Below are 25,090 nucleotides of genomic sequence, written 5' to 3' on the forward strand. Positions count from 1 at the left end.
GGGGGAGGGTGCAGGTCTTGCTGGTGGAACGTCCGGGAGCGTCAACGGGAGGCGCGCTCCCTTGACGCTCCGAGCACCTCCACCAGCAAGAGCTGGGAAACACCCCACTCCCCGACGGTGCGGGTGGTGGGGTCGGACGCGGGCGAGCGGACCTCGGGAAGGTCAGGCCCGTGTGGTGTCGCTCACCCAGATGCCCGCGTCCTCCCAGGCCTCGGTGAGGTCGGGAACCGACGCCGGGGTCACGGCCGCGGTGAGGTCGACCAGGACGGTGGTGTCGAAGCCGGCCGCCTTGGCGTCCCGCGCGGTGGCGTTCACGCAGTGGTCGGTGGCGATCCCGCAGACGTCGACCTCGGATACGCCCCGGCTGCGGAGGAACGTGGCCAGGTCGAGCCCCTGGCTGTGGTCCCGACCCTCGAACCCTGAGTAGGCCGCCGAGAACTCGCCCTTGTCGAAGATTCCGTCGAAAGCCGGCGTACCCAGGTTCGGGTGGAAGTCGGCACCCGGCGTCCCGGCGACGCAGTGGGGCGGCCAGGACTCGATGAAGTCGGGGGCGTCCGAGAAGTGCGCCCCCGGGTCGATGTGGTGGTCGCGGGTCGCCACGACGAGGGCGTAGCCGTGATCGCCCTCCAGCACCTCGCGGATGGACGCCGCCACCGCGGCCCCTCCGGCTACGGCGAGGGAGCCGCCCTCGCAGAAGTCGTTCTGGACGTCGACGACGATGAGGGCCCGGGCGGCCGGGCGTGGCGTGGTCATCATTCCTCCGGTGCGTAGGGATTGAACGTCTGGTCGCCCTCGGCGTCCAGCATGATCGTGACGATGGCGGGATACCCCTTGCTCATCTTGAACGCGGAACTCGGCAGCTCGCCGCGCACGCGCAGGTGACGCTCGCGGGCGGCCGACAACGGCTCGCGCCCGACGACCTCCCCGCCCCGCACGAGTTCGACCAGCAGGGGCCGGTCGTTGGTGTCGCTCTGGGGCGGTGCGCCGACGCCGATGACCTCCGCCTCGGCGATGCCGTTGGCGTCCAGCCGGCGCAGCGCGAACTTGCGGCCGCCGATCGAGGCCTTGTTGACGGACTTCTTGGCCACGGGGACCACCTCGGCATGCGGGTCCTCGGAGTCGGCGCGCGCCACCAGCTTGTAGACGAAGCCGGACGTCGGCGCGCCCGACCCGGTGACGAGGTTGGTGCCGACGCCGTACCCGTTGACCGGGGCCGACCGCAGGGCGGCGATCTGGAACTCGTCCAGGTCCGACGTCACGATGATGCGGGTGTTCACCGCCCCCAGTGAATCGAGCAGCTTGCGCACGTCCACGGCCTGGGTGAGCAGGTCGCCCGAGTCGAGGCGGACCGCACCGAGGCGTCCGTTGGTCAGCTCGACGCCCTTGGTGACGGCCTCGGCCACGTCGTAGGTGTCGACCAGCAGGGTGGTCCGCGCGCCGAGGGCCGCGAGCTGGGCGCGGAAGGCGTCCTCCTCCGTGTCGTGCAGCAGGGTGAAGCTGTGCGCGGCCGTCCCGGCGGTGGGGACGCCGTAGGTCCGGCCGGCCTCGAGGTTGGACGTGGAGGCGAAGCCCGCGATGTAGGCCGACCGCGCCGCGACCACCGCCGACCACTCGTTGGCGCGGCGCGAGCCCATCTCGATGCAGGGCCGGTCACCGGCCATGGCGGTCATCCGGGAGGCGGCGGACGCCACGGCGGAGTCGTAGTTGTAGATGCTCAGCAGGAGGGTTTCGAGCATGACCGCCTCGGCGAAGGTGCCCTCGACGACCATGATCGGCGAGCCCGGGAAGTAGATCTCCCCGTCGGGGTAGCCCCAGATGGTGCCGGTGAAGCGGTACTCCGCCAGCCACTGGGCCAGCCTGTCGTCGACGATGCCGTTGTCGCGCAGGAAGGTCACCGTCTCGTCGTCGAAGCGGAAGCGCTCGATGGCGTCCAGGGCTCGGCCGGTCCCGGCGACGACCCCGTAGCGGCGGCCCTCGGGGAGGCGGCGTGGGAAGAGTTCGAACACCGACCGGCGGAAAGCCGTGCCCGACCCCATGGCGGCCTGCACCATGGTCAGCTCGTAGTGGTCGGTCAGCAGGGCCGTGGTATCCAGCATGGGGTCAGCGTAGCGAGGGGCGGCCTCCGGATTCTCGGAGGGCCGCGGGGGCGCGTGACACAATGGACGCCATGTCAACGCCCGTCGTGCCGATCCGGCCGGCCCCCGGCACCGCCGTGGCCGAGCGACCGGCTGAGGACGCCCTGGCGCTGACGCCCTGGGTCACGATCGTGTGGGACGACCCGGTGAACCTGATGAGCTACGTGACCCACGTCTTCGTCACGTACTTCAAGTACGACCGCGACAAGGCCACCCGCCTGATGATGCAGGTCCACACCGAGGGCAGGGCCGTGGTCGCGTCCGGCCCCCGCGAGGAGATGGAACAGCACGTCAACGCGATGCACGGGTACGGGCTGTGGGCCACGTTGGAGCGTGATCGGTGATCGAGTTCGAGCGTCAGGGCGACGGCCTGGTCGCCTGGTTCGACGACGTCGAGGTGGTCCTGATGGCCTCCCTCGTCTCGCAGGTGGTGGAGTTGATCGGGGGAGGCCCGTCCGCGGAGACCCCGACGGACCCCTTCGCCCGGTGGGCCCGTGAGATGGGTGGGGTGGCCGACATGGATCGCTCGGACCCCGTCATCGCCCGCCTGTTCCCCGCCGCCTACTCCGACGCGGCGGCGGAGGCCGAACACCGTCGCTTCTCCGAGGCGGCGCTTCAGCAGGCCCGCGTGGCCGACTCCACCGTCGTGCTGGACGCGCTGGCCGCGACTCACGACGGGGCGGAACCGGTGGTCGTGCCGGACGCCGAGGTGGACGCGTGGCTGAAGACGATCAACGGGGTCCGCCTCAGCCTGGCCGTCCGGTTGGGGATCGAGGCTGAGTCCGACCACCACGCGCTCGAGCGCCTGTCCGCGCGAGACCCGCGCACCCAGGTGGTCGCCCTGTACGACTTCCTCGGGCACGTGTTGGAGAGCCTGGTCGAGGCCGCCCACGCGTGAAGCCGCCTTCGGCTGCGCGGTGGAGTGCCCGCAACCACGTGCTACTACTGGACGTCGTAACAAAGTAAGGCTACCCTTACTCATCGTGACCACTGCCGCCTCGACCACGCTGGACCGGGCACCTCTGGGTGCCCCGCTCCTGCTGACCGCCACCCACCCCGACGCCGGTGTCGCCCGGCGACTGGCCTCCCTCGGGATGCGTCGCGGCGTCCGGGTCAGCCTGGTGCAGGCGCTGGCCGGCGGGGGGCGCATCGTGTCGGTCGGCGGCGGCCGCATCGCCGTGGACGGGGCCGTCCTGGCGGGGCTCAGCGCCAAGGCGCTCGGGTGACCGCACCCGAGCTGATCAGCGCAGCCAAGCTGCCGACCGTCCGCGCCGCCTGCCACGGTCCCGTGGGGGAGGGGGCCGGCGCCGGGGCTCCGATCGTGGCCCTGGCCGGTGCCCCGAACGTCGGCAAGTCCACGCTCTTCAACGCCCTCACCGGGCTCCGGGCCACCACCGGCAACTGGCCCGGCACCACCGTCGACGTCGGTCGCGGCGTCTGGCGCTTCAAGCCCGACGGCAAGGTGTGTGCCTGTGGGTCCTGCTCGGACGACTGCGCCGCCAACAGCGTCAGCGAGTTCACCCTGGTCGACCTGCCGGGCGCCTACAGCCTCGACCCGCTCAGCCCGGACGAGGCGCTCACCCGCACGCTGTTGGTCGACGCGCCGGCCGGTGAGCGCCCGGACGCCGTGGTCGTCGTCGTGGACGCCGGGCACCTGGCCCGCTCGCTGTACATGGTCGCCCAGTTGCGCGAGACCACCCACCGCGTGGTGGTTGCGCTCACGATGAACGACATGGCGCGCAAGGCCGGCAGCGAGGTCGACGCGAAGGCGTTGGCCGGCGACCTGGGGTGCCCCGTCGTGGCCGTCGACCCGCGTCGCAGGGAAGGTCTGGTCGACCTGACCCGGGCCGTCCGTGAGGCGCTCGCGCGTCCGCTCCCCGCGTCCCGTCCGGTTGCCGCGGCGTCCGACGACCTCGCCCGCGACGACGAGCGCTTCGCGTGGGTCCAGGCGGCGGCCGCGCGGGCCACCACGGTGTCCGCCCGCGAGCGCGTCAGCGCGTCGGACCGGATCGACCGCGTCGCGACACACCCGATCGCCGGGCCGGCGCTGTTCCTGGCCGTGATGTGGGTGGTGTTCCAGGTCACGACCTCCGTGGCGGCCCCGCTGCAGGACGCCCTCGACGGCCTCTTCTCCGGACCCGTCTCCGAGGGCGCGCGCGGCCTGCTCGCCGCGCTGGGGCTGGGCGGGAGCTGGGTCGAGGGCCTGCTCGTCGACGGGGTCATCGCCGGTGTCGGGATGCTGTTGACGTTCGTGCCGCTGATGGCGCTCATGTTCGTCCTGCTGGCGCTGCTGGAGGACTCCGGGTACATGGCCCGCGCCGCTGTGGTCACCGACCGGCTCATGCGCCGCATCGGCCTCCCCGGCAAGGCCTTCCTGCCGCTGGTGGTGGGCTTCGGCTGCAACGTCCCGGCGATCGCGGCGACCCGCATCCTCGGCAATGCGCGCCAGCGGATCCTCGTCTCGCTGCTCGTCCCGTTCACCTCCTGCACCGCGCGACTGACCGTCTACGTGATGCTCGGGACCCTGTTCTTCGGGCGGGCCGCCGGAACCGTCGTGTTCGTCATGTACCTGGCCTCGATCGTCGCCGTCATCGGCGTCGGCCTGGCGCTGCGCGCGACCCTGTGGCGGACGATGGGCTCGGAGCCCTTGGTCCTGGACCTGCCGCCCTACCAGGTCCCGACGGCCCGGCTGACCGTCGCCGTCGCCTGGACCCGCTTGCAGGGGTTCCTGCGCACGGCGTCCGGCATCATCGTCGTGACGATCTGCGCCGTCTGGTTCCTGCAGTCCGTTCCGGCCACGCCGGGGTACGGCTTCGGTGAGGCACCGGTCCGGGAGTCGGCCTACGGCAGGGCCGCGCAGGCCATCGCCCCGGTGTTCGAGCCCGCGGGCTTCGGGCAGTGGGAGACCGCCTCGGCGCTCGTGGTCGGCTTCGTGGCCAAGGAGGCCGTCATCAGCTCCTGGGCGCAGACCTACGCCGTCGACGAGCCCGCCGAGGGTGCGGACGACCTGGGCGACTTCGGCCAGCAGGTGCGCGCCGCGTTCGAGGAATCCTCGGGCGGACACCCGCTCCCTGCCGTGTGGGCGTTCCTGTGGTTCCTGATGTCGTACACCCCCTGCGTCGCCACGCTCGCCGCCCAGAAGCGCGAGGTCGGCTGGCGGTGGACCGCCTTCGGCGTCCTGCAGGGCCTCACGGTCGCCTGGCTGGGTGCGGTGCTCATCTTCCAGGTCGGGAGCCTGTTCTGGTGAGCGGGCCGCTGTCCTCGGTGCTGTCCGCGTTCGAGGGTGGTGCGTCCTCGCTGGCCGAGGTGGGGCGGCGCACCGGCCTGGCCCCCGACGTCGTCCAGGCGGCCGTCGACCACCTCGTCCGGCTGGGTCGGCTGCAGGCCAAGGAGCTGGCCATGGGCTGTCCCTCGTCCGGGTGCGGGGCGTGCGCCTCGGCGTCCGCAGACGGGACGCCCGGGTGCGGCGCCGACGCCCCCGGCGCCGGACGCCGTGGTCCCGTCCTCGTCGCGCTGTCGCTGCGGCGGTAGGCTGACCGGTCGTGGGGAACGCGGACGCACCGATCGGTATCTTCGACTCCGGCTTCGGCGGCCTGACGGTCGCCCGCGCCGTGTGGGACCAGTTGCCGAACGAGGACATCGTCTACCTCGGTGACACCGCACGGGCCCCCTACGGGCCCAAGAGCATCCCCGAGGTACGCGAGTACGCGCTCGAGTGCCTCGACCACCTCTACGGCATGGGGGTCAAGGCCCTGGTGATCGCCTGCAACTCGGCTTCGTCCGCGGTGCTGCGCGACGCGCGGGAGCGCTATGACGTCCCGGTCGTCGACGTGATCCTGCCGGCGGCGCGGCGTGCGGTGCGGGCCACCCGCAACGGCCGCGTGGGGGTCATCTGCACCGTCGCCACCGCCAACGCGTTGAGCTATGACGACGCACTGACGGCGGTGCCGGACGTCGACCTGCACACGGCACCCTGCCCGCTGTTCGTCGACTACGTCGAGCGGGGGATCACCGGCGGCTCGGAACTCCTCGACCTGACCCGCCAGTACCTGGCGCCGCTGCAACTCGCGGACGTCGACACGCTCATCCTCGGTTGCACGCACTACCCGCTGCTGGCGGGCCTGATCTCCTACGTGCTGGGCGACGGCGTGACGCTGGTCTCCAGCGCCGACGAGTGCGCTCGGGAGACGTATCAGACCCTCACCGACCTCGACCTCGTGCACGCGGAGCCCCGCCGGGCCACGCGCCGGTTCCTGACCACGGGCAGCCCGGAGAAGTTCGAGGGCATCGGACGCCGCCTCATGAACGGCTTCGTCGACAGCGTGGAGCAGGTCTACACGGTCGGCGGCTGAGTCCCGGGTCCCTGCTTGGGGGTGACCTCGGGCGCGGCGCCCTCCAGACCAGGCTCGGCGATCGCGATGGCGCGCTCCAGCGCCTCGGACAGTTGCCACACGTGCTGGTCCTCGCGCACGGCACCCGTGACCAGCGTCGTCCGGATCTGTGCCTTCGTCATCCCCTGCACGATGGCGGGGATGCGGCGCCGCCTCAGCACCCGCATGATGTCCTTCAGTGCTTCCGCGCCCGAGGCGTCCAGCACGTTCATGCGGTGGAAGCGGAGGATGACCGCGTCGACGTCCTCCACGGTGCTGACCTCGTCGGCGAAGCGGTGGGCGTTCCCGTAGAACAGGGCGCCGTCCACACGGAAGATCGCGATGCTGTCGCGCAGGTGTTCCTGCTCGGGCGTGAGGTCGATGATGCCCTCGCGCGTGTCGGCCGGCAGGTACTGGCGGCGGACGACCGTGTACGCGGCCATGTGGCGGAGGCTCATGATCGCGGCCATCGCGACGCCCAGCAGCACGGCGGCCACGAGGTCCAGGGCCACGGTGGCGACGAAGGTGATCAGGAAGGTGTTGCGGTCGGCGCGCGTGGTCCTCGCGATCGTGCGGAACGTCCGCCAGCTCACCATGTTGGACGCCACCATGACCAGGACCCCGCCCAGGGCGGCCATCGGGATCCGTGCGACGAGTCGGCCGAGCGCCAGCATGATGACGAGCAGGACGACGGCGTGCGAGAGGGACGCCACACGCGTCCGCGCGCCGGTGCGGACGTTGACGGCGGTCCGCGCGATCGCGCCCGTGGCGGGGAGCCCGCCGAACAGGCCGCTGGCGATGTTGGCCAGGCCTTGGCCCATGAGTTCGCGGTTGGGGTTGGTGCGGGTCAGGTCGGGCACCATACCGTCGGCGACGCGGGCGCTCAGCAGCGACTCCAGGGCGGCGAGGGCGGCCACGGCGACGGCGGGTGCGGCGAGCGCCCGGACGGTGTCCAGGTCGATCGGGGGCAGCGACGGGGCGGGCAGGGTCGAGGGCAGGACGCCGATGCGGGCCACGTCGAATCCGGTCAATTCCACGGCCACGGTGGCGATGACGATGGCGATCAGGGACATGGGCAGGTGGGGTGCGAGCTTGCGTCCGACGAGGTGGATGACCACGACGAGCGCGGCCACGACCAGCGGACGCCACGCGGTGGACCAGTCGGTGGCCATGGCGGTCAGCCAGGCGGCCACGACGGAGGACTCCGCGTGGGCGGCCGGGGTGCCGAGCAGGAGGGGCAGCTGTTGGAGGGCGATGATCACGCCGATGCCCATGGTGAAGCCCTCGATCACCGAGTGGGGCAACAGGTCGACCGACCTGCCCAGTCCGGTGACCGCCATGGCGACGACGATCACGCCCCCCATGAGCGCCAGCGTCGGGATGGCGCCCAGACCGAAGGTGCTGATCACGGGCAGCAGCACCACGGTCATGGCGCCGGTGGGCCCGGAGACCTGCAGGTGGCTGCCGCCGAAGATGGCGGCGACGAGGCCCGCGATGATCGCGGTCGCCAAGCCGGCCGCCGCGCCCGCGCCGGATGCCACGCCGAAGCCGAGCGCCAACGGCAGCGCCACGACGCCGACGGTGATGCCGGCGAGCAGGTCCTTGCGCCACGAGCGGGGCAGTTCCGCGTAGTCGGACGGCCTCGGCCACAGCCCCTTGAGGTCGACCAGCTTCTCGCCGGCCGTCCCCAGGGCCTCCTGGAAGTTCTCGCGCACCGTCGCCTGCGGCGGTTGGATCCGGTAGTCCTTGTCCACGATCGTCCCCCTGTCGAGGGCACGATACGCCCGGGGCCCCGGACGGCCCAACGCAGCCTGCAACCGGGGGCGTCGTCCGGCTCCCTCGCCGGTCGCCGGTAGGGTTGCCGGCGTGACCGAACGCTTCGATGGACGTGCCCCCGACCAGCTCCGTGCCGTGCGCTTCACGCGCCACTGGCTCGACCACGCCGAGGGCTCGGTGCTGGTCGAGTTCGGGAGGACCCGGGTGCTGGTGGCGGCGTCGGTGACCGAGGGCGTCCCGCGCTGGATGAAGGGGCAGGGCCGGGGCTGGGTCACTGCCGAGTACGAGATGTTGCCGCGCTCGACCCACACCCGCTCCGACCGCGAGTCCCGCAAGGGAAGGGTCGGCGGCCGCACCCATGAGATCTCGCGCCTGATCGGCCGCGCCCTCCGCGCCGTCATCGACTACGAGGCGCTCGGTGAGAACACCATCGTCATCGACTGCGACGTCCTGCAGGCGGACGGGGGGACGCGCACGGCGTCCATCACCGGCGCCTACCTCGCACTGGCGGACGCCGTGGCCCACCTGCGGGCGAGGGGCGCGCTGAAGGGTGAACCGCTCAAGGGCTCGGTCGCCGCCATCTCGGTGGGGGTGGTCGACGGGCAGCCCGTGCTCGACCTCCCCTACGAGGAGGACAGCACGGCCGAGGTCGACATGAACATCGTGATGACGGGGGACGGCAAGCTGATCGAGGTGCAGGGCACCGCCGAGGGGGAGCCGTTCGACCGCGACGTCCTCGACCGGCTGCTCGACCTGGGGGCGCTCGGGTGCGCCGAGCTGACCCGCCTGCAGGCGGAGGCCCTGGCCTCGTGATCGGCCGCGTGGTCCTGGCGACCCACAACCCCAAGAAGCTGGCCGAGCTCCGGCGCATCGCGGGGGCGAACGGCACGGGCCTGGAAGTCATCGGCCTGGACGACGTCGGGTCGTTCCCCGAGCCGGCCGAGACCGAGGCGTCCTTCGAGGGCAACGCCCTGGTCAAGGCCCGCGCCGCGGCGTCCGCGACGGGGTTGCCGGCGCTGGCCGACGACTCCGGCCTGGAGGTCGACGTCCTCAACCGGATGCCCGGGGTCCGCACCGCTCGCTGGGCGGGGGCCAAGGCGTCCGACGAGGCGAACCGCCGCCTCGTGCTCGCGCAGGTCGACGACGTCCCGGACCCCCACCGCACCGCCCGCTTCGTGTGCGCCGTGGCGCTGGTCCTGCCCGACGGCACCGAGCACGTGCTCCGCGAGACGCTGGAGGGACGCCTGGCGTTCGAGGAGGTCGGGGAGAACGGGTTCGGCTACGACCCGATCTTCATCGCCGACGGGAACCACGTCACCAACGCGCAGCTCACGCCGGAGGAGAAGGATGCGATCAGCCACCGCGGCAAGGCCGTCCGGGCGATGGTCGCGCACATCGAGCGCCTGAACGAGGCCGCGCGCCCCACCGAGGAGGAGAAGTGACCAACCACGCCGACGAGCAGTATCTCGCGTTGCTGCGACGCATCCTCGATGAGGGGGCGCGGAAGTCCGACCGGACGGGCACCGGCACGCTCAGCGTGTTCGGCCACCAGATGCGGTTCGACCTCGCCGAGGGGTTCCCGCTGCTGACCACGAAGAAGCTGCACACCCGCTCGATCTTCGGCGAGCTGCTGTGGTTCCTGCGCGGCGACACCAACATCGCCTGGCTGCACGAGAACGACATCACGATCTGGGACGAGTGGGCCGACGAGAACGGCGACCTCGGCCCGGTGTACGGCGCCCAGTGGCGCGCGTGGCCCGCCCCCGACGGTCGGCACATCGACCAGTTGGCCCAGGTCGTCCAGCAGATCAAGGACTCACCGGACTCCCGGCGGCACGTCGTTGTCGCCTGGAACCCGGCCGAGGTGGACGCCATGGCCCTGCCGCCGTGCCACATGATGTTCCAGTTCTACGTCGCCGACGGCAGGCTGTCGTGCCAGATGTACCAGCGCAGCGCCGACACGTTCCTGGGCGTGCCGTTCAACATCGCCAGCTACGCGCTGCTGACCCACATGGTCGCGCAGGTGACCGGGCTGCAGCCGGGTGAGTTCGTGCACACGTTCGGTGACGCGCACCTCTACAGCAACCACCTCGAGCAGGCGCGCCTGCAGCTGACCCGGGAACCCCGGCCGCTGCCCACGCTGCGGCTCAACCCGGACGTCACCGAGATCGACCGCTTCGAACTCGCCGACATCACGCTCACCGACTACGACCCGCACCCGGCGATCAAGGCGCCGATCGCGGTCTGACGGCTCGCGCCCGCGCGAGGATCGGTAGGATCCGCGCATGCCCGTCGTCGCCATCGCCATCGTCGCCGCCAATGGTGTGATCGGAGACGGCAAGAAGCAGCCCTTCGAGTTCGCCGAGGACTGGGCGCGCTACAAGCGCGTCACCTCGGGCCACCCCATGATCATGGGCCGGGCGACGCACGACGCCATCGGACGGTGGCTGCCCGGGCGCACGACCATCGTCGTGACGCACTCGCCGCACGCCGTGGAGCTCCCGAGCGACGGCCGGGCCGACGCCCGCACCGCGACGTCGGTGGCCGAGGCGCTCGACGTGGCGCGAACGCTCGACGACACGGTCTACGTCGCCGGTGGGGGGCAGGTGTACGTCCAGGCCTGGGACGACCTGGACGAACTCGACCTCACCGAGGTGCACGCGGACGCCGAGGGATCGGTGCTCTTCCCCGACATCGACCCGGACGTCTGGGAGGAGTACCGCCGCGAGCCCCGCGGTGCGTTCGACTTCGTCGGCTACCGCCGCCGCGCGGCGGCTCAGTAACCGATCGACCAGCCCTCCAGCACACCGCGGGCGTACGCCGCCTGCCCGACGTGCACGGCGGCGTCGTCGATCGTGCTGACCAACCGGACGCCGCGGGTCACGTGCGGCGTCCAGGCGGTGTCGATCACCTCGTCGAGGTCGTCCGCCGACAGGCTCCGGGCGTACTCCTCGACGGAGGCGACCACGGCGGCGAGGTAGCCCAGCAGGTCGCCGGCACTCGTCACGCGCAGGGCCGACACCTCGCCGGGGCCGTCGCCGAAGCCGAAGTCGCCGGCCCCGCGGGCCACGCCCGTGCGGGTCGCCCAGTCGCCGGACACCCAGACCTCGGCGCTGCCCCGGAGGGCGGCGACCTGGACGTCCTGCTGGCGGGCCGCGTGCCAGATCAGCCAGGCGATGGAGTTGGACCGCCCGCCCGGCATGCTGTGCAGGGTGTCGTCGGTGATGTCGTCGAGCACCTGCTGGGCCGCGTGCACGGGGCGCTGGGCGGCGTCGATGAGCAGTGCGGTGGCGTCCATGGATCTCCTCCTCAGATGGGCTGCTTGGAGCCCGCTTCATAGTTGCGGCCGGTCAGGAAGCTGTGCAGGTAGTCGTCGGCGAGCAGCTTGGGGATCTGGTGCCGGTGCTGAGGGGAGGGGTCGAAGACGAGCGTCTTCTCGCCGTCGACCTCCTTCACCGGGATGTTGTAGTCGGCGTGCTGTTCGGCGAACGCCACCAGGGACTCGGTCGTCAGGTGGGCGGCGTAGTCGGCGTCCGCCGCCACGATGCGGGCCACGGCGGTCATCTTCGCCCGCAGGGTGGGATCGTCCTCCACCGCCTTGGCCAACTCCTCGTGCCCTTCGATGCGGACGCGCTGGCTGACGGCCGCGAACGTCGTCCGGGCCAGCGTGCGTGCCTTGGTGTCGGCCTGCAGCTTCGTCTGGATCAACGACACGGCGGTGAAGAAGGCGTACCCCGCGCAGGTGTAGGCGTCGAAGCGGGGCTCGTAGAACAGCACCTCGCCGCCGACCTCGACGTAGTGGCCATCGCGGGGGACCAGGGTGACCTGCTTGCGGCGGACCGCGATGCCGGCCCCCTTCAGGCGGTAGGCGACGACGGCGCCGTCGCCCCGGCCGATCGTGTGCGCGAGGGCGACGACGGCGGTGTCGTCGGCGCCGGTGTCGGTGGGCACGTCGTTGCCACGGATCGTCGCGTCCACCTCGGCGAACTCGGGCATGTCGGCCAGCGGCTCGACCAGCACCTGGGCCGCATTCGTCTGGTAGCTGGGGTCGTACGCGACGAACTCGCGTCCGGTCAGCCCGGACGCCGCCGACAGCACGTCGTCGGTGACCCGGTCGGAGAAGGCCCCATCGACCGTGAAGCGGAGGACGGCCGCCTCGGACAGCGAGCCGCCCCGCAGCACGTGGTTGGTGAGGACTCGGTCGGGGTCTGCGAGGGCCGCCTCGAGGGCGGCTCGGGCCTCAGCGTGCACGGGGACTCCTGAGCTGGATGGCCACGTCATCGGTCAGGAAGTGGCACTCGAGGCGCGCGTCCTGGGCGACGTGGCGGGCGGGGGTGAGCAGGTGGACGACCGTGTTGTTGGTAGCGGTGACCTCGTAGAGGCGGAAGCCGACCGCGAGCACGGGGTTGAGGTGGAACAGGCCGGCCCGGACGTAGATCAGGGCCAGGAGCGTGAGCACGAAGCCCGTGGCGGCCAGGGCCGGACCGGGTGCCGTGACCAGGAGGGCGATCACGAGGGGGGCCAGGTAGGAGCTGGTGAACTGGATGACGCGCTCGTCGGCGCGCCGCACCTGCTTGGCGGTGAGGGGTTCGGCCTGCCGGCGTCTGAGCGCGGCGATGACGGCCAGGAGGAGGAGCACCGCCAGCACGCAGGCGCCGACGATCACCCACGCCCACCACCCGAGGTCGGGCAGGCGCGCCAGCGCAACGGCGGCCACCACCGGCGCGAACGCCGAGAGCAGCAGCCCGAGTCGCACGATCACTCCCATGCGGGGGAGTCTAGGGACCCCGTCCGACATTCGGCGGCGCCCACGTGGACCGAGGTCACCAGGCGATGGGCCGGGGGATGGCCCCTAGGCTGGGCGGGTGCGCTCGGCAGCCTCCATCCTGCACCTCGACCTGGACGCGTTCTTCGCGGCGGTCGAGCAGCGTGACAAGCCCTCACTGCGGGGCAAGCCCGTCATCGTGGGCGGTGTCGGACCGCGCGGGGTCGTGGCCACCGCGTCCTACGAGGCGCGGACGTTCGGGGTGCACTCGGCGATGCCGACCCACGAGGCGCGCAGGCTGTGCCCCCACGCCGCCTTCCTCACGGGGCGGTTCGTCGCCTACCGGGAGAGCTCCGCGATCGTCATGGGGATCCTGCACGGACTCTCGCCGCTGGTGGAGCCGCTGAGCCTGGACGAGGCCTTCGTCGACCTGGCCGCGGGGCCGACGACGGACTTCTCGGTGGAGGCCGTGCACGCCCTGGCCGAGCAGGTGCGCGTCCGCGTGCGCGAACGGACCGGCGGGCTCACGGCCTCGGTGGGCATCGGGTCGAGCAAGTTCATGGCCAAGGTGGCCAGCGAGTTGGCGAAGCCCGACGGCGTCCGCGTCGTTGCGCCCGGCACGGAGGCCGACACCATCGCCGACCTGCCGGCGCGCGTCATCCCCGGGGTGGGGCCGGCGACCATGGAGCGACTCGCCCGGCTCGGCGTGAAGACCGTCGCCGACATCCGCCGGCTCAGCCACGGCGAGGTCGTCCGCGAACTCGGCCGGGCGTCGGGGGAGTGGGTGTACGCGCTGGCGTTCGCACGGGACGACCGGCCCGTGGTGGCCGAGCGGGAGGCCAAGTCGATCTCCGTCGAGGACACGTTCGAGACCGACATCTCCGACCGCGCCGACCTCGACGCGATCATCGAGCGTGACGCACGCATCGTCGCCGAACGCGTGGCCCGCAGCGGGCTGTTCGCCCGCACGGTGACCCTCAAGGCGAAGCGGCCCGACTTCACGACGCTGTCCCGGTCACTGACGCTGAACGGTGCCACCGACCGCCCCGAGGTCATCGGCCGGATCGCGAGGGGGCTGCTGGACGGCGTCCCCATCGAGACCGGGTTCCGCCTGCTCGGGGTGGGCGTGGCCAACTTCACCGAGGCCGCCCAGGAGGAGCTGTTCGAGCCGGACGCCGTGGGTGCGGTCGTCCAGTCGGTCACCGCCGCGGACGTGCCCGCGTCCGCGTACCCGACGCCGACCCGGGACGCCGACCCGTCGATCAGGCCGCGCTGGCGACCGGGCTTCCTGCCCGGCGCCGACGTGGTGCACGACGAGTTCGGGGCCGGCTGGGTGTGGGGTTCCGGACTGGGGCGGGTGACCGTGAGGTTCGAGACCGCCGAGACGGGCCCCGGTCCCGTGCGGACCCTCAGCGAGGACGACCCTGCGTTGCACCTGGTCGACCGGCGCTCGCCGGTGTCCGAATCCGCGCCCACCGGACCGGGCTGGGCCCGATCCATGACCGACGAGGAGACATGATGCGCCGGCGCCGATCACCCAGCACACCCCGGGTTGCGCCCGTGGAGCTCACCGGCCTCGGCACGGCCGACGCGGACGACCTGGGGGCGGGCGTGCTGCTCGAGGCGGTGCGCGTGGCGTCCGTCGCACTGCCACCGGTGAACCTGGCCGGTGCCGAGTTGACCGAGGTCGTGTTCGACACCGTCACGGCCGACGACGTGGACCTCACGGGAGCCCGACTCCGCGAGGTCCTGTTCACCGACGTTCGCCTCACGTCGCTGCGGGGGCCGCGCGGTGACTGGCAGGACTCCCAGCTGTCGGGTCGCCTCGGGGTGCTGGACGCGCACGGTGCCCGCTGGCGTTCGGTCATGCTGACGGGCTGCAAGATCGACCTGCTGTCCCTGCGGGGCGCCGAGGTGGAGGACCTGCTGCTCCGGGACTGCTGGGTGGGGGAGCTCGACGTGTCCGGGTCACGCCTGACACGGGTGCGCTTCGAGGAGACGCGCGTGGGCACCCTCGAGGCCGCCGACCTGCGCAGCGAGCACCTGGACCTCCGGGGGGCCCAAATTGAGCGGTTCGTGAACCTGACCTCCCTGCGCGGGGCACTGGTCACGCCGGAGCAGGTGACCGCCTGGGCACCGCTGCTCGCCCAGGCGCTGGGGTTCCGGGTCGTGGAGGACGCGTGATGCTGCTCCTGATGGCCGCCTGACCTCCTTGGCCCCAAGGGCCCGCCGCCGGCTAGCCGACGCGGACGTCGGCGTCGAGCGCCGGCAACTCGACGAACGTGCGCCCCGGAGCCATGGCGAGCGGACGCCCGTCGTCCAGGGTGAACGAGAACGGCGCCTCCACCGCGCCCTTGGACCACGTCCCCCGCACGTGTGTGCCGCCATGGGCGTAGACGAAGGTCCCGGATCCGTCGATGATGTCGTGGATCGGGTCGGGCGTCCCGCTGCCCGGGGCCAACTTGGCGACGCGCTGGCCGGCGCGGATGACGAGGACGTTGTCGGTGGTGACCCGCTGGCCGTCGGCGAGTACGTGGGGACCCCACGGCTCGCTGCGCGCGTAGACGCCGGCGGCCGCGTCCCAGTCGTACCCCATGGTGTACGAGCCGGCCGTCTTCCACGGAACCCGGATGGTCACCGCTGGAGCCGCTCCGAGGGTGGACACCTCGGCGTCCGTCGCGGCGAAGGGAAGGTAGGGCTGGGCCGGCCCGGCGCTGAACGGCTCGCGCGCCAGACGCGCCAGCACCGCCGGATGGCACACGACCGCACGGTCGTAGTAGGTCTTCCCGTTCAGGGTCCGCACCCTGCTGCGGTCGATGGAGTAGGCGCCGTCCCCCTTGGCGCGCATGTAGGTCAGGGAGATGTCGACCTGCGCGCCGAACTGGGCCGCATAGTTGCCGACCCACTCCGAATGCCCGGTGCTGCCGACCACCGCGCGCATGGGGGCCAGCAGGGGGACGTCGACCGGGCGCACCGATCGGACGGGCGCCACCTTGTCGGGGAACGTCGTGTGGAACACCGGGACCAGTCGCGTCGCGCTCTCCCCGCGGGCGTCGGCATAGCCCTCCAGTTGCACGAAGACGATGTCCGCCGCGTTCAGGCCGACCTGCGGGTGTTCGTTGCGATTGTCGGGCACCTTGACGGCGATCGCGGCGTGCGCGGCGGCGGAGGGGTCCTCGAGGAGCCGCCCGGTCAGGGGCCAGCGCGGTGCGGGAGGCGGAGCAGGGGCGGGAGGCTCGGGGGTGGGGATCGGCGTGGGGGTCGGCGTGGGCGTGGGGGTCGGCGTGGGAGAGGGCGCCGACACCGTCGGCTGGGTGCACCCGGCGAGCGACGCACCGACGGCGCCGAAGAGGAGGAGTACTGTCCTGCGGTGCACGAGGCGTCCTTGCGTCGATGGGTGCTGATTTCGCCCATTGTCGCCGAGCCGGGGGGTGTTCGCACGCGATTGCGGGGACGGCGCGTCGCCACGCGGGGGGCAGGGCCCGTGGCCGAGAGCCCTAGAATGGCCCTCGCGCCGGGGTGGTGGAATGGCAGACACGCTGGTTTTAGGTACCAGTACCGCGAGGTGTGAGGGTTCGACTCCCTTCCCCGGCACGCAGGGGGTGTCCGCGCGCAGGGCGTCAGGCCAGCAGGTCCAGAACGGCCTTCTCCAGCCCGGCCTGGCGCGAGGACGCGCTGCGGTACGTCTTCGTTGCCGCCTGCCCGATGGTGGAGCCGGATTCGTAGGCGTCCACGACCCGGGGATCGATGTACGACGACCGGGCGACGGTGGGCGTGTTGCCCAGGTAGCCGGCGACCTCGAGCGTGGCCTGCCTGACCGCTCGCTTGCGGGACGCCTGGGTGTCGCCCGCCTCCTCGGTCAGGGCGAGCGACTCGGCCGCGAGGACGCTCGCGTGCCACGTCCTGAAGTCCTTGGCAGTGAAGGCCCCCCCGAACAGGTCCGCGAGGTAGGCGTTCACGTCGGACGACGAGAGGTCGCGCCAGGTGCGGCCGTCCCTCCACGCCAGGAGACGGGCACTGGGGTCGGGTCGCCTCCGCATGAGGTCCAGGGCGGCGATGGCGGCGGGGTCGTCGACGGCGATGGAGTGCGGCACTCCGGACTTTCCCACGAACGAGAAGAGCAGCGCGTCCTTGTGTCGTCGCACGTGCCGCCGCTCGAGCGTCGTCAGCCCGAACGACCCGTTCGCGTCCGTGTAGGCGTCGTTCCCGATGCGGAAGTAGCCCACGTCCAGCAGGCGCACCGCCGTCGCGCAGGCGCGCTCACGTGGCATGCCCTCCAGCGACAGGTCGGACTGGATGCGCCGCCGGACTCCGGGGAGCAGGGCCGCGGCCTCCGCGACGCGGTCGAACTTGGAACGGTCCCGCTTCGCCCGCCACTGGGGGTGGTAGAGGTACTGGCGACGCCCGGCGGCGTCCGTGCCGGTGGCTTGCAGGTGGCCGTTCGGCACCGGGCAGATCCAGACGTCGGTCCAAGCCGGTGGGATCGCGAGCGCCTTCACACGCTCGACCTCCTCGGGTGGCAGGGCCGCACCCGTGGCGTCCGTGTAGCTGAAGCCCTTCCCACGCCGTCGGCGCGTGTGGCCGGGCATGCGGGGGCTGACGCGTCGAAGGCGGGCCATGGGTCGATGCTAGCGACCGCATCCGCGCTTGTCAGCGGCGGAGTTCGGCGTGCACCCGCTCGATCACGCCGAAGTGCAGGCGGTCGGACGCCACGGGCACCAGCCCCGCGTGGGCCAGGTGGAGGTAGGGACGCCGCGTCCAGTACTCACCGTGCCTGCCGGTGACGGCCTCGAGGCCGCGCTGCCCCCAGCGCAGCGGGGGCGCTGTCGACACGACATGGTCGACCAGCAGGAGGGAGCCGCCGGGTTTGAGCACCCGGGTCATCTCGGCCAGGGAGGCGTCCACCGAAGGGACACTGCACAGGACCAGGGTGCACACGACCGTGTCGAACGACGCCGCCGCGAAGGGGAGCGCCTCGGCGTTCCCCTCCCGCAGCTCCGCCGTGACACCCAGTTCGCGGGCGCGTTGGCGGGCCTGCTGGAGCATCGCGGGGGAGAGGTCGACACCGGTGAGGTCCAGGACGGCCGGGTAGTGGGGCAGGTTCGCCCCCGTACCGATGCCCACCTCCAGCGTCCGCCCCGTCGCCCGCGTGCAGGCCCACGCGCGGCTCGCTGCGAGGAAGGGCCGCTCCAAGGGTGCGGTCGCGCGGTCGTAGCGGTTCGCGACACGGTCCCAGGACTCGGCTGTCGACATGCCCCGATGGTGCCACGCGGCGCAACAAGGGGCCACGGCCGGCCGGCGACCTCAGATGCCGAGGTCGCGCCGCAACTTGGCGACGTGACCGGTCGCCTTGACGTTGTACTGGGCCACCGAGATCGTCCCGTTGCCCTCGGCGTCCACGTCGACGACGAAGGTGGAGCGGATCACTCCCTCCAACTCCTTGCCGTAGAGCATCTTCTTCCCGAAGGCGCCATAGGCGTTCATCACCGAGCGGTCCTCGTCCGCGACCAGGGTGACGTCGAGGTCCTCCTTGGTCCTGAACGCCGCCAGCTTCGCGGGCGTGTCGGGTGAGATGCCCACCACGTCGAAGCCGGCCTGGCCGAACTCGCCCGCCGTGGCGGTGAAGTCGACGGCCTGCGTCGTGCACCCCGGCGTCATGGCTGCCGGGTAGAAGTAGACGATCACGCGCCGTCCGGCGTAGTCCGAGAGGGAGACCGTCTTGCCGTCGGCGTCCGGGAGGGAGAAGCTCGGGGCTGCGTCGCCCACCTTCAGTCTGGCCATGCCGCCAGCCTAGCCAATGGCATAGGGTGGGCAGGGCACCGACCGCGACGCTTGAGAGAGGACCGAACGTGGCACAGGGAACCCGTTCCAAGGAGCAGATCCAGGCCGAGATCGCTGCGGCACGCGAGCGGTTGGCGAGCAACGTGGAGGGGTTGATCACGCAGGCCCACCCCAAGGCAGTGGCGGCCCGAACGGTGCAGGATGCCAAGGCCTTCGCCGCGGGCGAGTTCGAAGCCGCGAAGGCCCAGTTCGTCGAAGTCGACGGCTCGCCCCGGGTGGCCCGCATCGCGGCGCTGGCCGTCGCAGCGGTGGGGACGGTGGCCTTCCTCATGGTGGTGCGTGGCCTCGCTCGCCGGTAGGGCGCACATTGTGGTTGAGGAACAGCTCCTGGTCAAGGGGCCGGCCCATGGTCAAGAGTCCGTGACAATCCCGGTCAACCGCGTCTGACAAGCGGTTTCTTTCGGCCCGAAGAGTTTTTGTCATCACAAAGTCAAGCATTGGTAACGATGGCCCTTGCCCCTTCCGGACGTGGTCTCCCGAGGCATAGCTTTGTCCTCACCAGCGGTGTGCCAACGCACTGCTCCACCCACACAGGAGTGAGGTTTGATGACCAGCAAGACCATGAAGCGTGCGCTCGTGGCGTCGTTGTCCGCCGTGGCCGTCCTCGCGACCGCCGCGTGCTCCTCAACCCCAGCCTCGACCGGATCCGCTGCACCGGGCGGAGCCGCCGGTTCCGCGGCGAACTGGGACGAGAAGGGTCCCATCACCTACGCGCAGGGCAAGGACACGTCCGGCAACCTCAAGGCCGAGATTGACGAGTGGAACGCCGCCAACCCCAACGAGAAGGTCACCTTCGTCGAGTTGAGCGACTCCGCCGACCAGCAGCGTGACGCGATGATCCAGCGCGCCCGCGCCAACTCGGGTGAGTTCACCGTGATGAGCGTCGATGTCGTGTGGACCGCCGAGTTCGCCGCCAACGGCTGGCTCGAGGAGCTTCCCGCCGACAAGGCGCCCCTCACGGGCCACCTCAAGGGCTCCATCGACTCGGTCACCTACTTCAACAAGGTCTACGCCTACCCGTCGACCTCCGACGGCGGCATGCTCTACTACCGCAAGGACCTCCTGGACGCCAAGGGCTTGGAGGCCCCGGAGACCTGGGACGAGATGAAGGCCGCGTGTGACGCGATCCTCCCCGAGCAGTCCGGCATGGCCTGCTACGCCGGTCAGCACCAGAAGTACGAGGGCCTGACCTGCAACATCGCCGAGGCCGTCAACTCCGCCGGCGGCGAGTTCCTCACCGAGGACGGCAAGCCCGCCGTCGATTCCCCGGAGGCCATCGCGGGCGTCCAGTGGATGGTGGACGGCTTCGATTCCGGCATGATCCCGGCCGAGGCCATCACCTGGAAGGAGGAGGAGTCCCGCCAGGCGTTCCAGGACGAGAAGATCCTCTTCCTCCGCAACTGGCCGTACGTGTGGAACCTCGCCCAGAAGACCGACGGCTCGTCCAAGGTCGCCGGCAAGATCGCGGTCGCCCCGCTCCCCGGCAAGGACGGCCCCGGCGTGTCCACCCTCGGTGGGCACAACATGGGCATCTCCAAGTACGCCAAGAACAAGGGCACCGCGCTCGCGTTCATCAAGTGGATGAACTCGGAGGAGAACCAGAAGCGCCGCCTCGAGAGTGCCTCGCTGGCCCCGTCGCTGGAGGCGCTCTACGACGACTCTGCGCTCCAGGAGAAGTTCCCGTACCTGAGCACGCTGGGTGACTCGATCGCCGGGGCGAAGTCCCGCCCGAAGGCCGTCAAGTACGGTGACGTGACGCTGGCCATCCAGGACGCCACCTACTCCGCCCTGCAGGGCCAGAAGGACGCCAAGTCCGCCTTCACCGAACTGCAGTCCAAGCTCACCGAGCTGACGAAGTAAGTCCGCCAATCACTGAGTCGGCCCGGTGCGCTTCGCACCGGGCCGACTCGGTGGCACACGAGGAGAGGGCTCCATGACAGCACAGACCCAACTCGCAGGCCCGACGGTGCAGCAGTCGACTCCGACCAAGCGCAAGAAGAACCCCCTCAGCGACGGTCAGGACGCACTTGGCGCGCTCCTGGTGTCGCCGACCCTGCTCGTGATCGCCGTGGTCGTCGGCTTCCCGATCGTGTTCTCGATCCGGGAGTCGTTCTTCCGGGCGAACCAGGGCGTGGACCCGACCACCGGCATGGTCGCCCAGGGCGAGACCTTCGTCGGGTTGCAGAACTTCACGGACATCTTCACCAACCCGCAGACGATCGTCGCGGTGTGGGGGAGCATGGACCGCCTGATCAACGCCTTCATCAACACCACGTTCTTCACCGTCGTGTGCGTGGTCCTGGAGACGGTCATCGGCGTGGCCATGGCCGTCATCATGAGCAAGGCGTTCAAGGGACGCGGGCTCGTCCGCGCCGCCATCCTCGTGCCCTGGGCGATCCCGACCGTCGTGTCGGCCAAGATGTGGGGCCTGATCTTCGACGCCAACGGCGTCATGAACCGCATCACGGGACAGGGCACCCTCTGGCTGGCGGACAATGCGTCCTCCCAGTGGGCGATCATCATCTCCGACGTCTGGAAGACCGCGCCGTTCATCGGGCTGCTGACGCTCGCAGGCCTGCAGACCATCCCCGACGAGGTCTACGAGGCGGCACGGGTGGACGGGGCGTCCGCCTGGCAGCAGTTCACCCGCATCACCCTGCCGATGGTCAAACCGGCCCTCGTCGTCGCCGTCCTCTTCCGCACGCTCGACACGATGCGCATGTTCGACCTGCCGTTCGTCATGATCGGCCCCGGCAAGTACTCCGTCGAGACGCTCTCGATGTTCGCCTACTTCGAGAACAACGCGCTGCGCTACGGCCCGGCGGCCGCGTATTCGATCGTCCTGTTCCTCTACATCGTCCTGGTGGCCTTCGTCTTCGTGAAGCTCCTGGGTGCCGATGTCGTGGGCGATCCCGAGCAGGCGGCCATCGCCGAGAAGCGCAAGCGTCAGAAGGCGGCGGCCAGGCTCGCCAAGAAGGAGGGCCGTCCGGCCCCGGCACTCGCAGCCAGCACGATCACGAACGGAGACTCGGCGTCATGACCGCACCCGCGCAAACCCCGAGCCGCACGTCGGCATCCGAGGTCCAGGAACTCGCCCGAGCCAAGCGCAGCACGAAGGACACCCTCGTCCTCGCCGGCGGCCTCATCGGCATGGCCTTCATCATCCTGTACTGCCTGCTGCCGTTCTACTGGATGGTCGTCTCCTCGCTGCGACTGCCGAGCATGGGGCGCAGCACCGACTTCATCCCGAACCCGGTGTCGGTGGAGAACTACATCGGCGTCTTCGACCCACGTAACCAGTTCACCGCGGCGATCATCAATTCGGTCATCGTCTCCTCGGTGACCACGGTGCTGACGCTGGTGTTCGGCATCCTGGCCGCGTACGCGCTGGCCCGGCTGCGTTTCCGCCTCAAGGGCGTCGTGCTGGCGATCATCATCGCCTGTTCGATGTTCCCGGGCATCACGCTGCTGATCCCGCTGTTCAAGTTGTTCACCGGCGCCTATCCGGCCGTCCCGATCAACTGGATGAACACCTACCAGGCGCTGATCATCCCCTCGCTCTCGTTCGGCCTCCCGCTGTGCGTGTGGAATCTCACCGCGTTCTTCCGCCAGCTGCCCGTCGAGTTGGAGCAGGCGGCCATGGTGGACGGGTGCACGCCCGCCCAGGCGTTCCGCAAGGTGATTCTCCCGCTGGCCGCCCCGGGCGTGTTCACGACCGCGATCATCACGTTCATCGCGGTGTGGAACGAGTTCATGATCGCGAACACGTTCGTGACCCGGGCCGACATGTACACCACCACCGTGGCGGTCTCGAAGTTCACCGGCCAGTACGGCTACGACACCCCGTGGGGAACCATCATGGCGGCCGGTGTCATCATGACGGTCCCGCTCATCGCCCTGGTGCTTCTCTTCCAGCGGCGCATCGTGGCCGGCCTCACCGCGGGCGGCGTCAAGTAGCGGATCCCGCACAAGCCAGAAGCCCGTCCCACCAAGGTGGGACGGGCTTCTTGTCTGGTACACCGCCAGGGACTCGAACCCTGAACCCGCTGATTAAGAGTCAGCTGCTCTGCCAGTTGAGCTAGCGGTGCGCGCGAGGAGAAACTATAGACCCATCGCTCCCGATTTGCGAAATCGGCGGTTGCCGCCGCCGATCTCACCGTCGGACGAACGCCAACCGCTCCCTCCGGAGGCCGTCGTGCAGGTCCCGGGCGCGCGCCAAGGGCTCGAGCGGACGCCCCAGCGCCAGCTCCAGCAGCCAGTCGGCCAGGTCGGGATTGCGGGCCAGCACGGGGCCGTGCGGGTAGGTGCCGATCACCCGTCCGGACGCCGAGACCGCCCCCTCCGTGCCGTCCCCGTTGTTGCCCAGCCCGACCTCCACCCGGGCGAGCGGCGTGGCGTCCGGCCCGAGCACCGTGTAGCCGCCGTGGTTCTCGAAGCCGGTGAGGACGTAGTCGCTGCCGTCCGGCTTGGTCCAGTGCGTCAGGACCTCGCCGACGGCCCGGCGGGGGCCACGGCGGGTGGTGACGTCGAGCAGTCCGAGCCCCTCACGGACCTCGTCGTTCTCGCCCGTGGTGAACGTGTGCCCGCAGATCTGGTAACCCGCGCAGACGGCGAACAGCACGGCTCCGGCGTCCAGGGCCCGGAACAGGCCGCCGTCCTCCTTCAGCGCACGGACGGCGGTGGTCTGGGCCGCGTCCTCGCCGCCGCCCAGCAGGTAGATCGCCCCATCCTCGGGCAGCGGCGTGCCGGGCTCGACGAACACCACCTCGGCGGGGATGCCGCGCCACTCGAGACGCTTGGCCAGGACGCGGCTGTTGCCCTGGTCGCCGTAGATGCCCAGGAGCGACTGGTAGACGACGACGATCTTCACGGGGGCCTGGGTCATCGCAGTCCTGCCATCTTGAGGAGCTTCTGGAACGGGGTGTAGGTCGAGATCAGGTCGACCGGCTGCGGCTGGTCCTTCACGGACGCCAGCGCGGCGGCCAGGTCGATGACCACCTCGTGGGACACCTCGGCGTACTCGAGCCGTACGGCGAGGTCGTGGGCACGCGGGCCGGTGCACACGACGTGCTTGCCCGCGAGTTGCTCGAAGTCGACGTCCCACAGCCAGGAGACGTCCTTGCCGTCCGCGGCCACGGCGTCGATGGCCAGCACCACGGTCGGCGTCGTCAGGAGCGGGAGCGACTCCGCCCAGCCCGCCGGGTTCTTGCTCAGCAGGAGCCGCGCCGAGGTCTCCCCGAAGTGGGCGGTCGCGAAGCGTCCCGCGGGGGCCTCGACCGTCCGGAAGCCGACGAGGGCGTCGTCCACGGTCACGCCCATCTCGATGGCCGCGGCCAGGGCGGCCGCCGCATTGGAGACGTTGAAGGAGCCCGGCACCTTGAGCTGTGGATCGACCACGCGACCGTCGGGAAGGGCGATGTGCCCGTCGCGCACCTGGTAGTCGGGGGTGTGCTCGGTCAGGTCGCAGTTCGGGCAGTCCCAGCGCCCCTGGGGCTCGTCGGGGTTCGGGTCGACCCGGGTCAGGATCGTGCCGCAGGCGGGGCACAGGGCGGCGTCCGCGGACCACTTGGACGGCGTGTCCACCCAGATGACGCGCCGCGCCTTCTGGACGGCCCACGTGATGAGGGGGTCGTCGGAGTTGGCCACGACCACCGGGCCGTCCTCGCCGGCCCTCTCAAGCGCCTCGCGCCAGGAGCGGGCGAGGAACTTGATCTCGTGGTTGCGGTCCAACTGGTCGCGGCTGAAGTTGAGCATCACCAAGACCTCGGGGCGTCCGGCCGCGATGAGGTCGGCCACGACCCGCTCGTCCGTCTCGAGGACGGCGATGTCGGCCCGTGGCGCCTTCGCCAGGGCCGACGCGATGCCGTAGTGCAGGTTGGCGCCGTCGGCGTTCGTGACGAGGCGGGCGGCGTCCGCGCCCAGCCCCTCCCTGACGGCGGCCGCCAGCAGGTGGGATGTGGTGGTCTTGCCGTTCGTCCCGGTGATGGACGCGATGCGCCGGCCCTTGACGAGCGAGGAGAAGGCGCCGGGGTGGACCCGCGACAGCACCTGCCCGCGGATCGAGGCACCCGACCCCCTGCCCAGCACACGGGACGCCAGCGCCGCAGCATCCCCGGCGAGCGTGCCCACGCCCAGCCGCACGCGATCGGTCACCGGGCGTCGCGCGGGCACGGCCCGCCTGTTCAGGTCATTCGGCACCCGTT

General features: G+C 71.0%; 28 protein-coding genes and 2 tRNA genes. 17 read left to right on the forward strand and 13 right to left on the reverse strand.

Annotated elements, in window-relative coordinates; translation table 11 throughout:
* Positions 1-162: 162 nt before the first annotated feature.
* A complete protein-coding gene (locus tag AC5YDV_RS08945; protein ID WP_496182971.1) occupies positions 163-753 on the reverse strand; it encodes an isochorismatase family protein in 591 nt (196 codons plus the stop codon).
* Entirely contained in the window at positions 753-2,096 is a 1,344-nt protein-coding gene (locus AC5YDV_RS08950; protein ID WP_496182972.1) for a nicotinate phosphoribosyltransferase, read from the reverse strand. Before AC5YDV_RS08950 ends, AC5YDV_RS08945 begins: the two co-directional genes overlap by 1 nt.
* A gap of 71 nt (positions 2,097-2,167) precedes the next feature.
* Here AC5YDV_RS08950 and clpS point away from each other — a divergent pair, with 71 nt between their 5' ends.
* From clpS to murI, 6 genes are all read left to right on the forward strand, one after another.
* Entirely contained in the window at positions 2,168-2,479 is a 312-nt protein-coding gene (clpS, locus tag AC5YDV_RS08955) for an ATP-dependent Clp protease adapter ClpS (protein WP_496182973.1), read from the forward strand.
* Positions 2,476-3,033, forward strand: a complete 558-nt coding sequence (locus tag AC5YDV_RS08960) for a DUF2017 family protein (RefSeq protein WP_496182974.1) — start codon at positions 2,476-2,478, stop codon at positions 3,031-3,033. Before clpS ends, AC5YDV_RS08960 begins: the two co-directional genes overlap by 4 nt.
* 85 nt (positions 3,034-3,118) lie before the next feature.
* Positions 3,119-3,361 (forward strand): FeoA family protein, encoded by a 243-nt coding sequence (locus AC5YDV_RS08965; RefSeq protein WP_496182975.1) that lies wholly within the window; start codon positions 3,119-3,121, stop codon positions 3,359-3,361.
* On the forward strand, positions 3,358-5,382 hold the full coding sequence (gene feoB / locus AC5YDV_RS08970) for a ferrous iron transport protein B (protein ID WP_496182976.1): 2,025 nt from the start codon (positions 3,358-3,360) through the stop codon (positions 5,380-5,382). The genes AC5YDV_RS08965 and feoB overlap by 4 nt, the downstream gene beginning before the upstream one ends.
* Complete coding sequence (locus AC5YDV_RS08975) at positions 5,379-5,666, forward strand: FeoC-like transcriptional regulator (RefSeq protein WP_496182977.1); 288 nt, start codon at positions 5,379-5,381, stop codon at positions 5,664-5,666. Before feoB ends, AC5YDV_RS08975 begins: the two co-directional genes overlap by 4 nt.
* 11 nt (positions 5,667-5,677) lie before the next feature.
* Positions 5,678-6,487, forward strand: coding sequence for a glutamate racemase (gene murI, locus AC5YDV_RS08980; RefSeq protein WP_496182978.1), 810 nt, complete (start codon positions 5,678-5,680; stop codon positions 6,485-6,487).
* Here the strand turns inward: murI and AC5YDV_RS08985 are convergent.
* Positions 6,469-8,259, reverse strand: coding sequence for a SulP family inorganic anion transporter (locus AC5YDV_RS08985; RefSeq protein WP_496182979.1), 1,791 nt, complete (start codon positions 8,257-8,259; stop codon positions 6,469-6,471). The genes murI and AC5YDV_RS08985 overlap by 19 nt on opposite strands.
* Positions 8,260-8,371: 112 nt before the next feature.
* Here AC5YDV_RS08985 and rph point away from each other — a divergent pair, with 112 nt between their 5' ends.
* Genes rph through AC5YDV_RS09005 form a run of 4 tightly spaced genes read left to right on the forward strand, consistent with a single transcriptional unit; the run spans position 8,372 to position 11,064 of the window.
* Positions 8,372-9,094 (forward strand): ribonuclease PH, encoded by a 723-nt coding sequence (gene rph / locus AC5YDV_RS08990; protein WP_496182980.1) that lies wholly within the window; start codon positions 8,372-8,374, stop codon positions 9,092-9,094.
* Positions 9,094-9,723 (forward strand): RdgB/HAM1 family non-canonical purine NTP pyrophosphatase, encoded by a 630-nt coding sequence (gene rdgB, locus AC5YDV_RS08995; RefSeq protein ID WP_496183020.1) that lies wholly within the window; start codon positions 9,094-9,096, stop codon positions 9,721-9,723. Before rph ends, rdgB begins: the two co-directional genes overlap by 1 nt.
* A complete protein-coding gene (locus tag AC5YDV_RS09000; RefSeq protein ID WP_496182981.1) occupies positions 9,720-10,529 on the forward strand; it encodes a thymidylate synthase in 810 nt (269 codons plus the stop codon). Before rdgB ends, AC5YDV_RS09000 begins: the two co-directional genes overlap by 4 nt.
* 37 nt (positions 10,530-10,566) lie before the next feature.
* On the forward strand, positions 10,567-11,064 hold the full coding sequence (locus AC5YDV_RS09005) for a dihydrofolate reductase (protein WP_496182982.1): 498 nt from the start codon (positions 10,567-10,569) through the stop codon (positions 11,062-11,064).
* Here the strand turns inward: AC5YDV_RS09005 and AC5YDV_RS09010 are convergent.
* Genes AC5YDV_RS09010 through AC5YDV_RS09020 form a run of 3 tightly spaced genes read right to left on the reverse strand, consistent with a single transcriptional unit; the run spans position 11,058 to position 13,049 of the window.
* Positions 11,058-11,579: a mycothiol transferase gene (locus tag AC5YDV_RS09010; RefSeq protein ID WP_496182983.1), complete on the reverse strand. Its 522-nt coding sequence runs from the start codon at positions 11,577-11,579 to the stop codon at positions 11,058-11,060. The genes AC5YDV_RS09005 and AC5YDV_RS09010 overlap by 7 nt on opposite strands.
* 11 nt (positions 11,580-11,590) lie before the next feature.
* The gene (locus tag AC5YDV_RS09015; RefSeq protein ID WP_496182984.1) at positions 11,591-12,532 is read right to left on the reverse strand and encodes a hypothetical protein; all 942 of its coding nucleotides are present in this window, start codon (positions 12,530-12,532) and stop codon (positions 11,591-11,593) included.
* On the reverse strand, positions 12,522-13,049 hold the full coding sequence (locus AC5YDV_RS09020) for a KwaA family protein (protein ID WP_496182985.1): 528 nt from the start codon (positions 13,047-13,049) through the stop codon (positions 12,522-12,524). The genes AC5YDV_RS09015 and AC5YDV_RS09020 overlap by 11 nt, the downstream gene beginning before the upstream one ends.
* Before the next feature lie 97 nt (positions 13,050-13,146).
* On the opposite strand from AC5YDV_RS09020, the gene AC5YDV_RS09025 reads away from it, so the two are divergent.
* A complete protein-coding gene (locus AC5YDV_RS09025) occupies positions 13,147-14,565 on the forward strand; it encodes a DNA polymerase IV (protein WP_496182986.1) in 1,419 nt (472 codons plus the stop codon).
* 41 nt (positions 14,566-14,606) lie between these two features.
* Entirely contained in the window at positions 14,607-15,230 is a 624-nt protein-coding gene (locus AC5YDV_RS09030; RefSeq protein ID WP_496182987.1) for a pentapeptide repeat-containing protein, read from the forward strand.
* Between the two features lie 52 nt (positions 15,231-15,282).
* On the opposite strand, the gene AC5YDV_RS09035 is transcribed toward AC5YDV_RS09030, so the two are convergent.
* Positions 15,283-16,422 carry a DUF3048 domain-containing protein gene (locus AC5YDV_RS09035; RefSeq protein ID WP_496182988.1) on the reverse strand — a complete coding sequence of 380 codons (1,140 nt, stop codon included), beginning with the start codon at positions 16,420-16,422 and terminating at the stop codon, positions 15,283-15,285.
* Between the two features lie 137 nt (positions 16,423-16,559).
* Here AC5YDV_RS09035 and AC5YDV_RS09040 point away from each other — a divergent pair.
* Positions 16,560-16,640 (forward strand) — tRNA-Leu (locus AC5YDV_RS09040).
* Positions 16,641-16,666: 26 nt separating this feature from the next.
* Here the strand turns inward: AC5YDV_RS09040 and AC5YDV_RS09045 are convergent.
* Genes AC5YDV_RS09045 through bcp form a run of 3 tightly spaced genes read right to left on the reverse strand, consistent with a single transcriptional unit; the run spans position 16,667 to position 18,827 of the window.
* Complete coding sequence (locus AC5YDV_RS09045; protein ID WP_496182989.1) at positions 16,667-17,665, reverse strand: DNA topoisomerase IB; 999 nt, start codon at positions 17,663-17,665, stop codon at positions 16,667-16,669.
* 31 nt (positions 17,666-17,696) lie between these two features.
* Positions 17,697-18,299, reverse strand: coding sequence for a class I SAM-dependent methyltransferase (locus AC5YDV_RS09050; protein WP_496182990.1), 603 nt, complete (start codon positions 18,297-18,299; stop codon positions 17,697-17,699).
* 51 nt (positions 18,300-18,350) lie between these two features.
* On the reverse strand, positions 18,351-18,827 hold the full coding sequence (gene bcp, locus AC5YDV_RS09055; protein ID WP_496182991.1) for a thioredoxin-dependent thiol peroxidase: 477 nt from the start codon (positions 18,825-18,827) through the stop codon (positions 18,351-18,353).
* 68 nt (positions 18,828-18,895) lie between these two features.
* On the opposite strand from bcp, the gene AC5YDV_RS09060 reads away from it, so the two are divergent.
* The 4 genes from AC5YDV_RS09060 to AC5YDV_RS09075 all read left to right on the forward strand — a co-directional run bounded on the left by AC5YDV_RS09060 (position 18,896) and on the right by AC5YDV_RS09075 (position 22,844).
* Positions 18,896-19,186, forward strand: a complete 291-nt coding sequence (locus AC5YDV_RS09060; RefSeq protein ID WP_496182992.1) for a DUF3618 domain-containing protein — start codon at positions 18,896-18,898, stop codon at positions 19,184-19,186.
* 247 nt (positions 19,187-19,433) lie between these two features.
* Positions 19,434-20,747 (forward strand): ABC transporter substrate-binding protein, encoded by a 1,314-nt coding sequence (locus tag AC5YDV_RS09065; RefSeq protein ID WP_496182993.1) that lies wholly within the window; start codon positions 19,434-19,436, stop codon positions 20,745-20,747.
* Between the two features lie 73 nt (positions 20,748-20,820).
* Positions 20,821-21,927, forward strand: a complete 1,107-nt coding sequence (locus tag AC5YDV_RS09070; RefSeq protein WP_496182994.1) for a carbohydrate ABC transporter permease — start codon at positions 20,821-20,823, stop codon at positions 21,925-21,927.
* 152 nt (positions 21,928-22,079) lie between these two features.
* Positions 22,080-22,844: a carbohydrate ABC transporter permease gene (locus AC5YDV_RS09075; protein WP_496183021.1), complete on the forward strand. Its 765-nt coding sequence runs from the start codon at positions 22,080-22,082 to the stop codon at positions 22,842-22,844.
* Between the two features lie 55 nt (positions 22,845-22,899).
* Here the strand turns inward: AC5YDV_RS09075 and AC5YDV_RS09080 are convergent.
* The 3 genes from AC5YDV_RS09080 to AC5YDV_RS09090 form a co-directional block, all read right to left on the reverse strand.
* Positions 22,900-22,975, reverse strand: a tRNA-Lys gene (locus tag AC5YDV_RS09080).
* A gap of 65 nt (positions 22,976-23,040) precedes the next feature.
* Positions 23,041-23,772, reverse strand: coding sequence for a type 1 glutamine amidotransferase (locus AC5YDV_RS09085; RefSeq protein ID WP_496182995.1), 732 nt, complete (start codon positions 23,770-23,772; stop codon positions 23,041-23,043).
* Positions 23,769-24,935, reverse strand: coding sequence for a Mur ligase family protein (locus tag AC5YDV_RS09090; protein ID WP_496183022.1), 1,167 nt, complete (start codon positions 24,933-24,935; stop codon positions 23,769-23,771). Before AC5YDV_RS09090 ends, AC5YDV_RS09085 begins: the two co-directional genes overlap by 4 nt.
* Between the last annotated feature and the right edge of the window lie 155 nt (positions 24,936-25,090).

Source organism: Propioniciclava sp. LT432 (genome assembly GCF_059515965.1).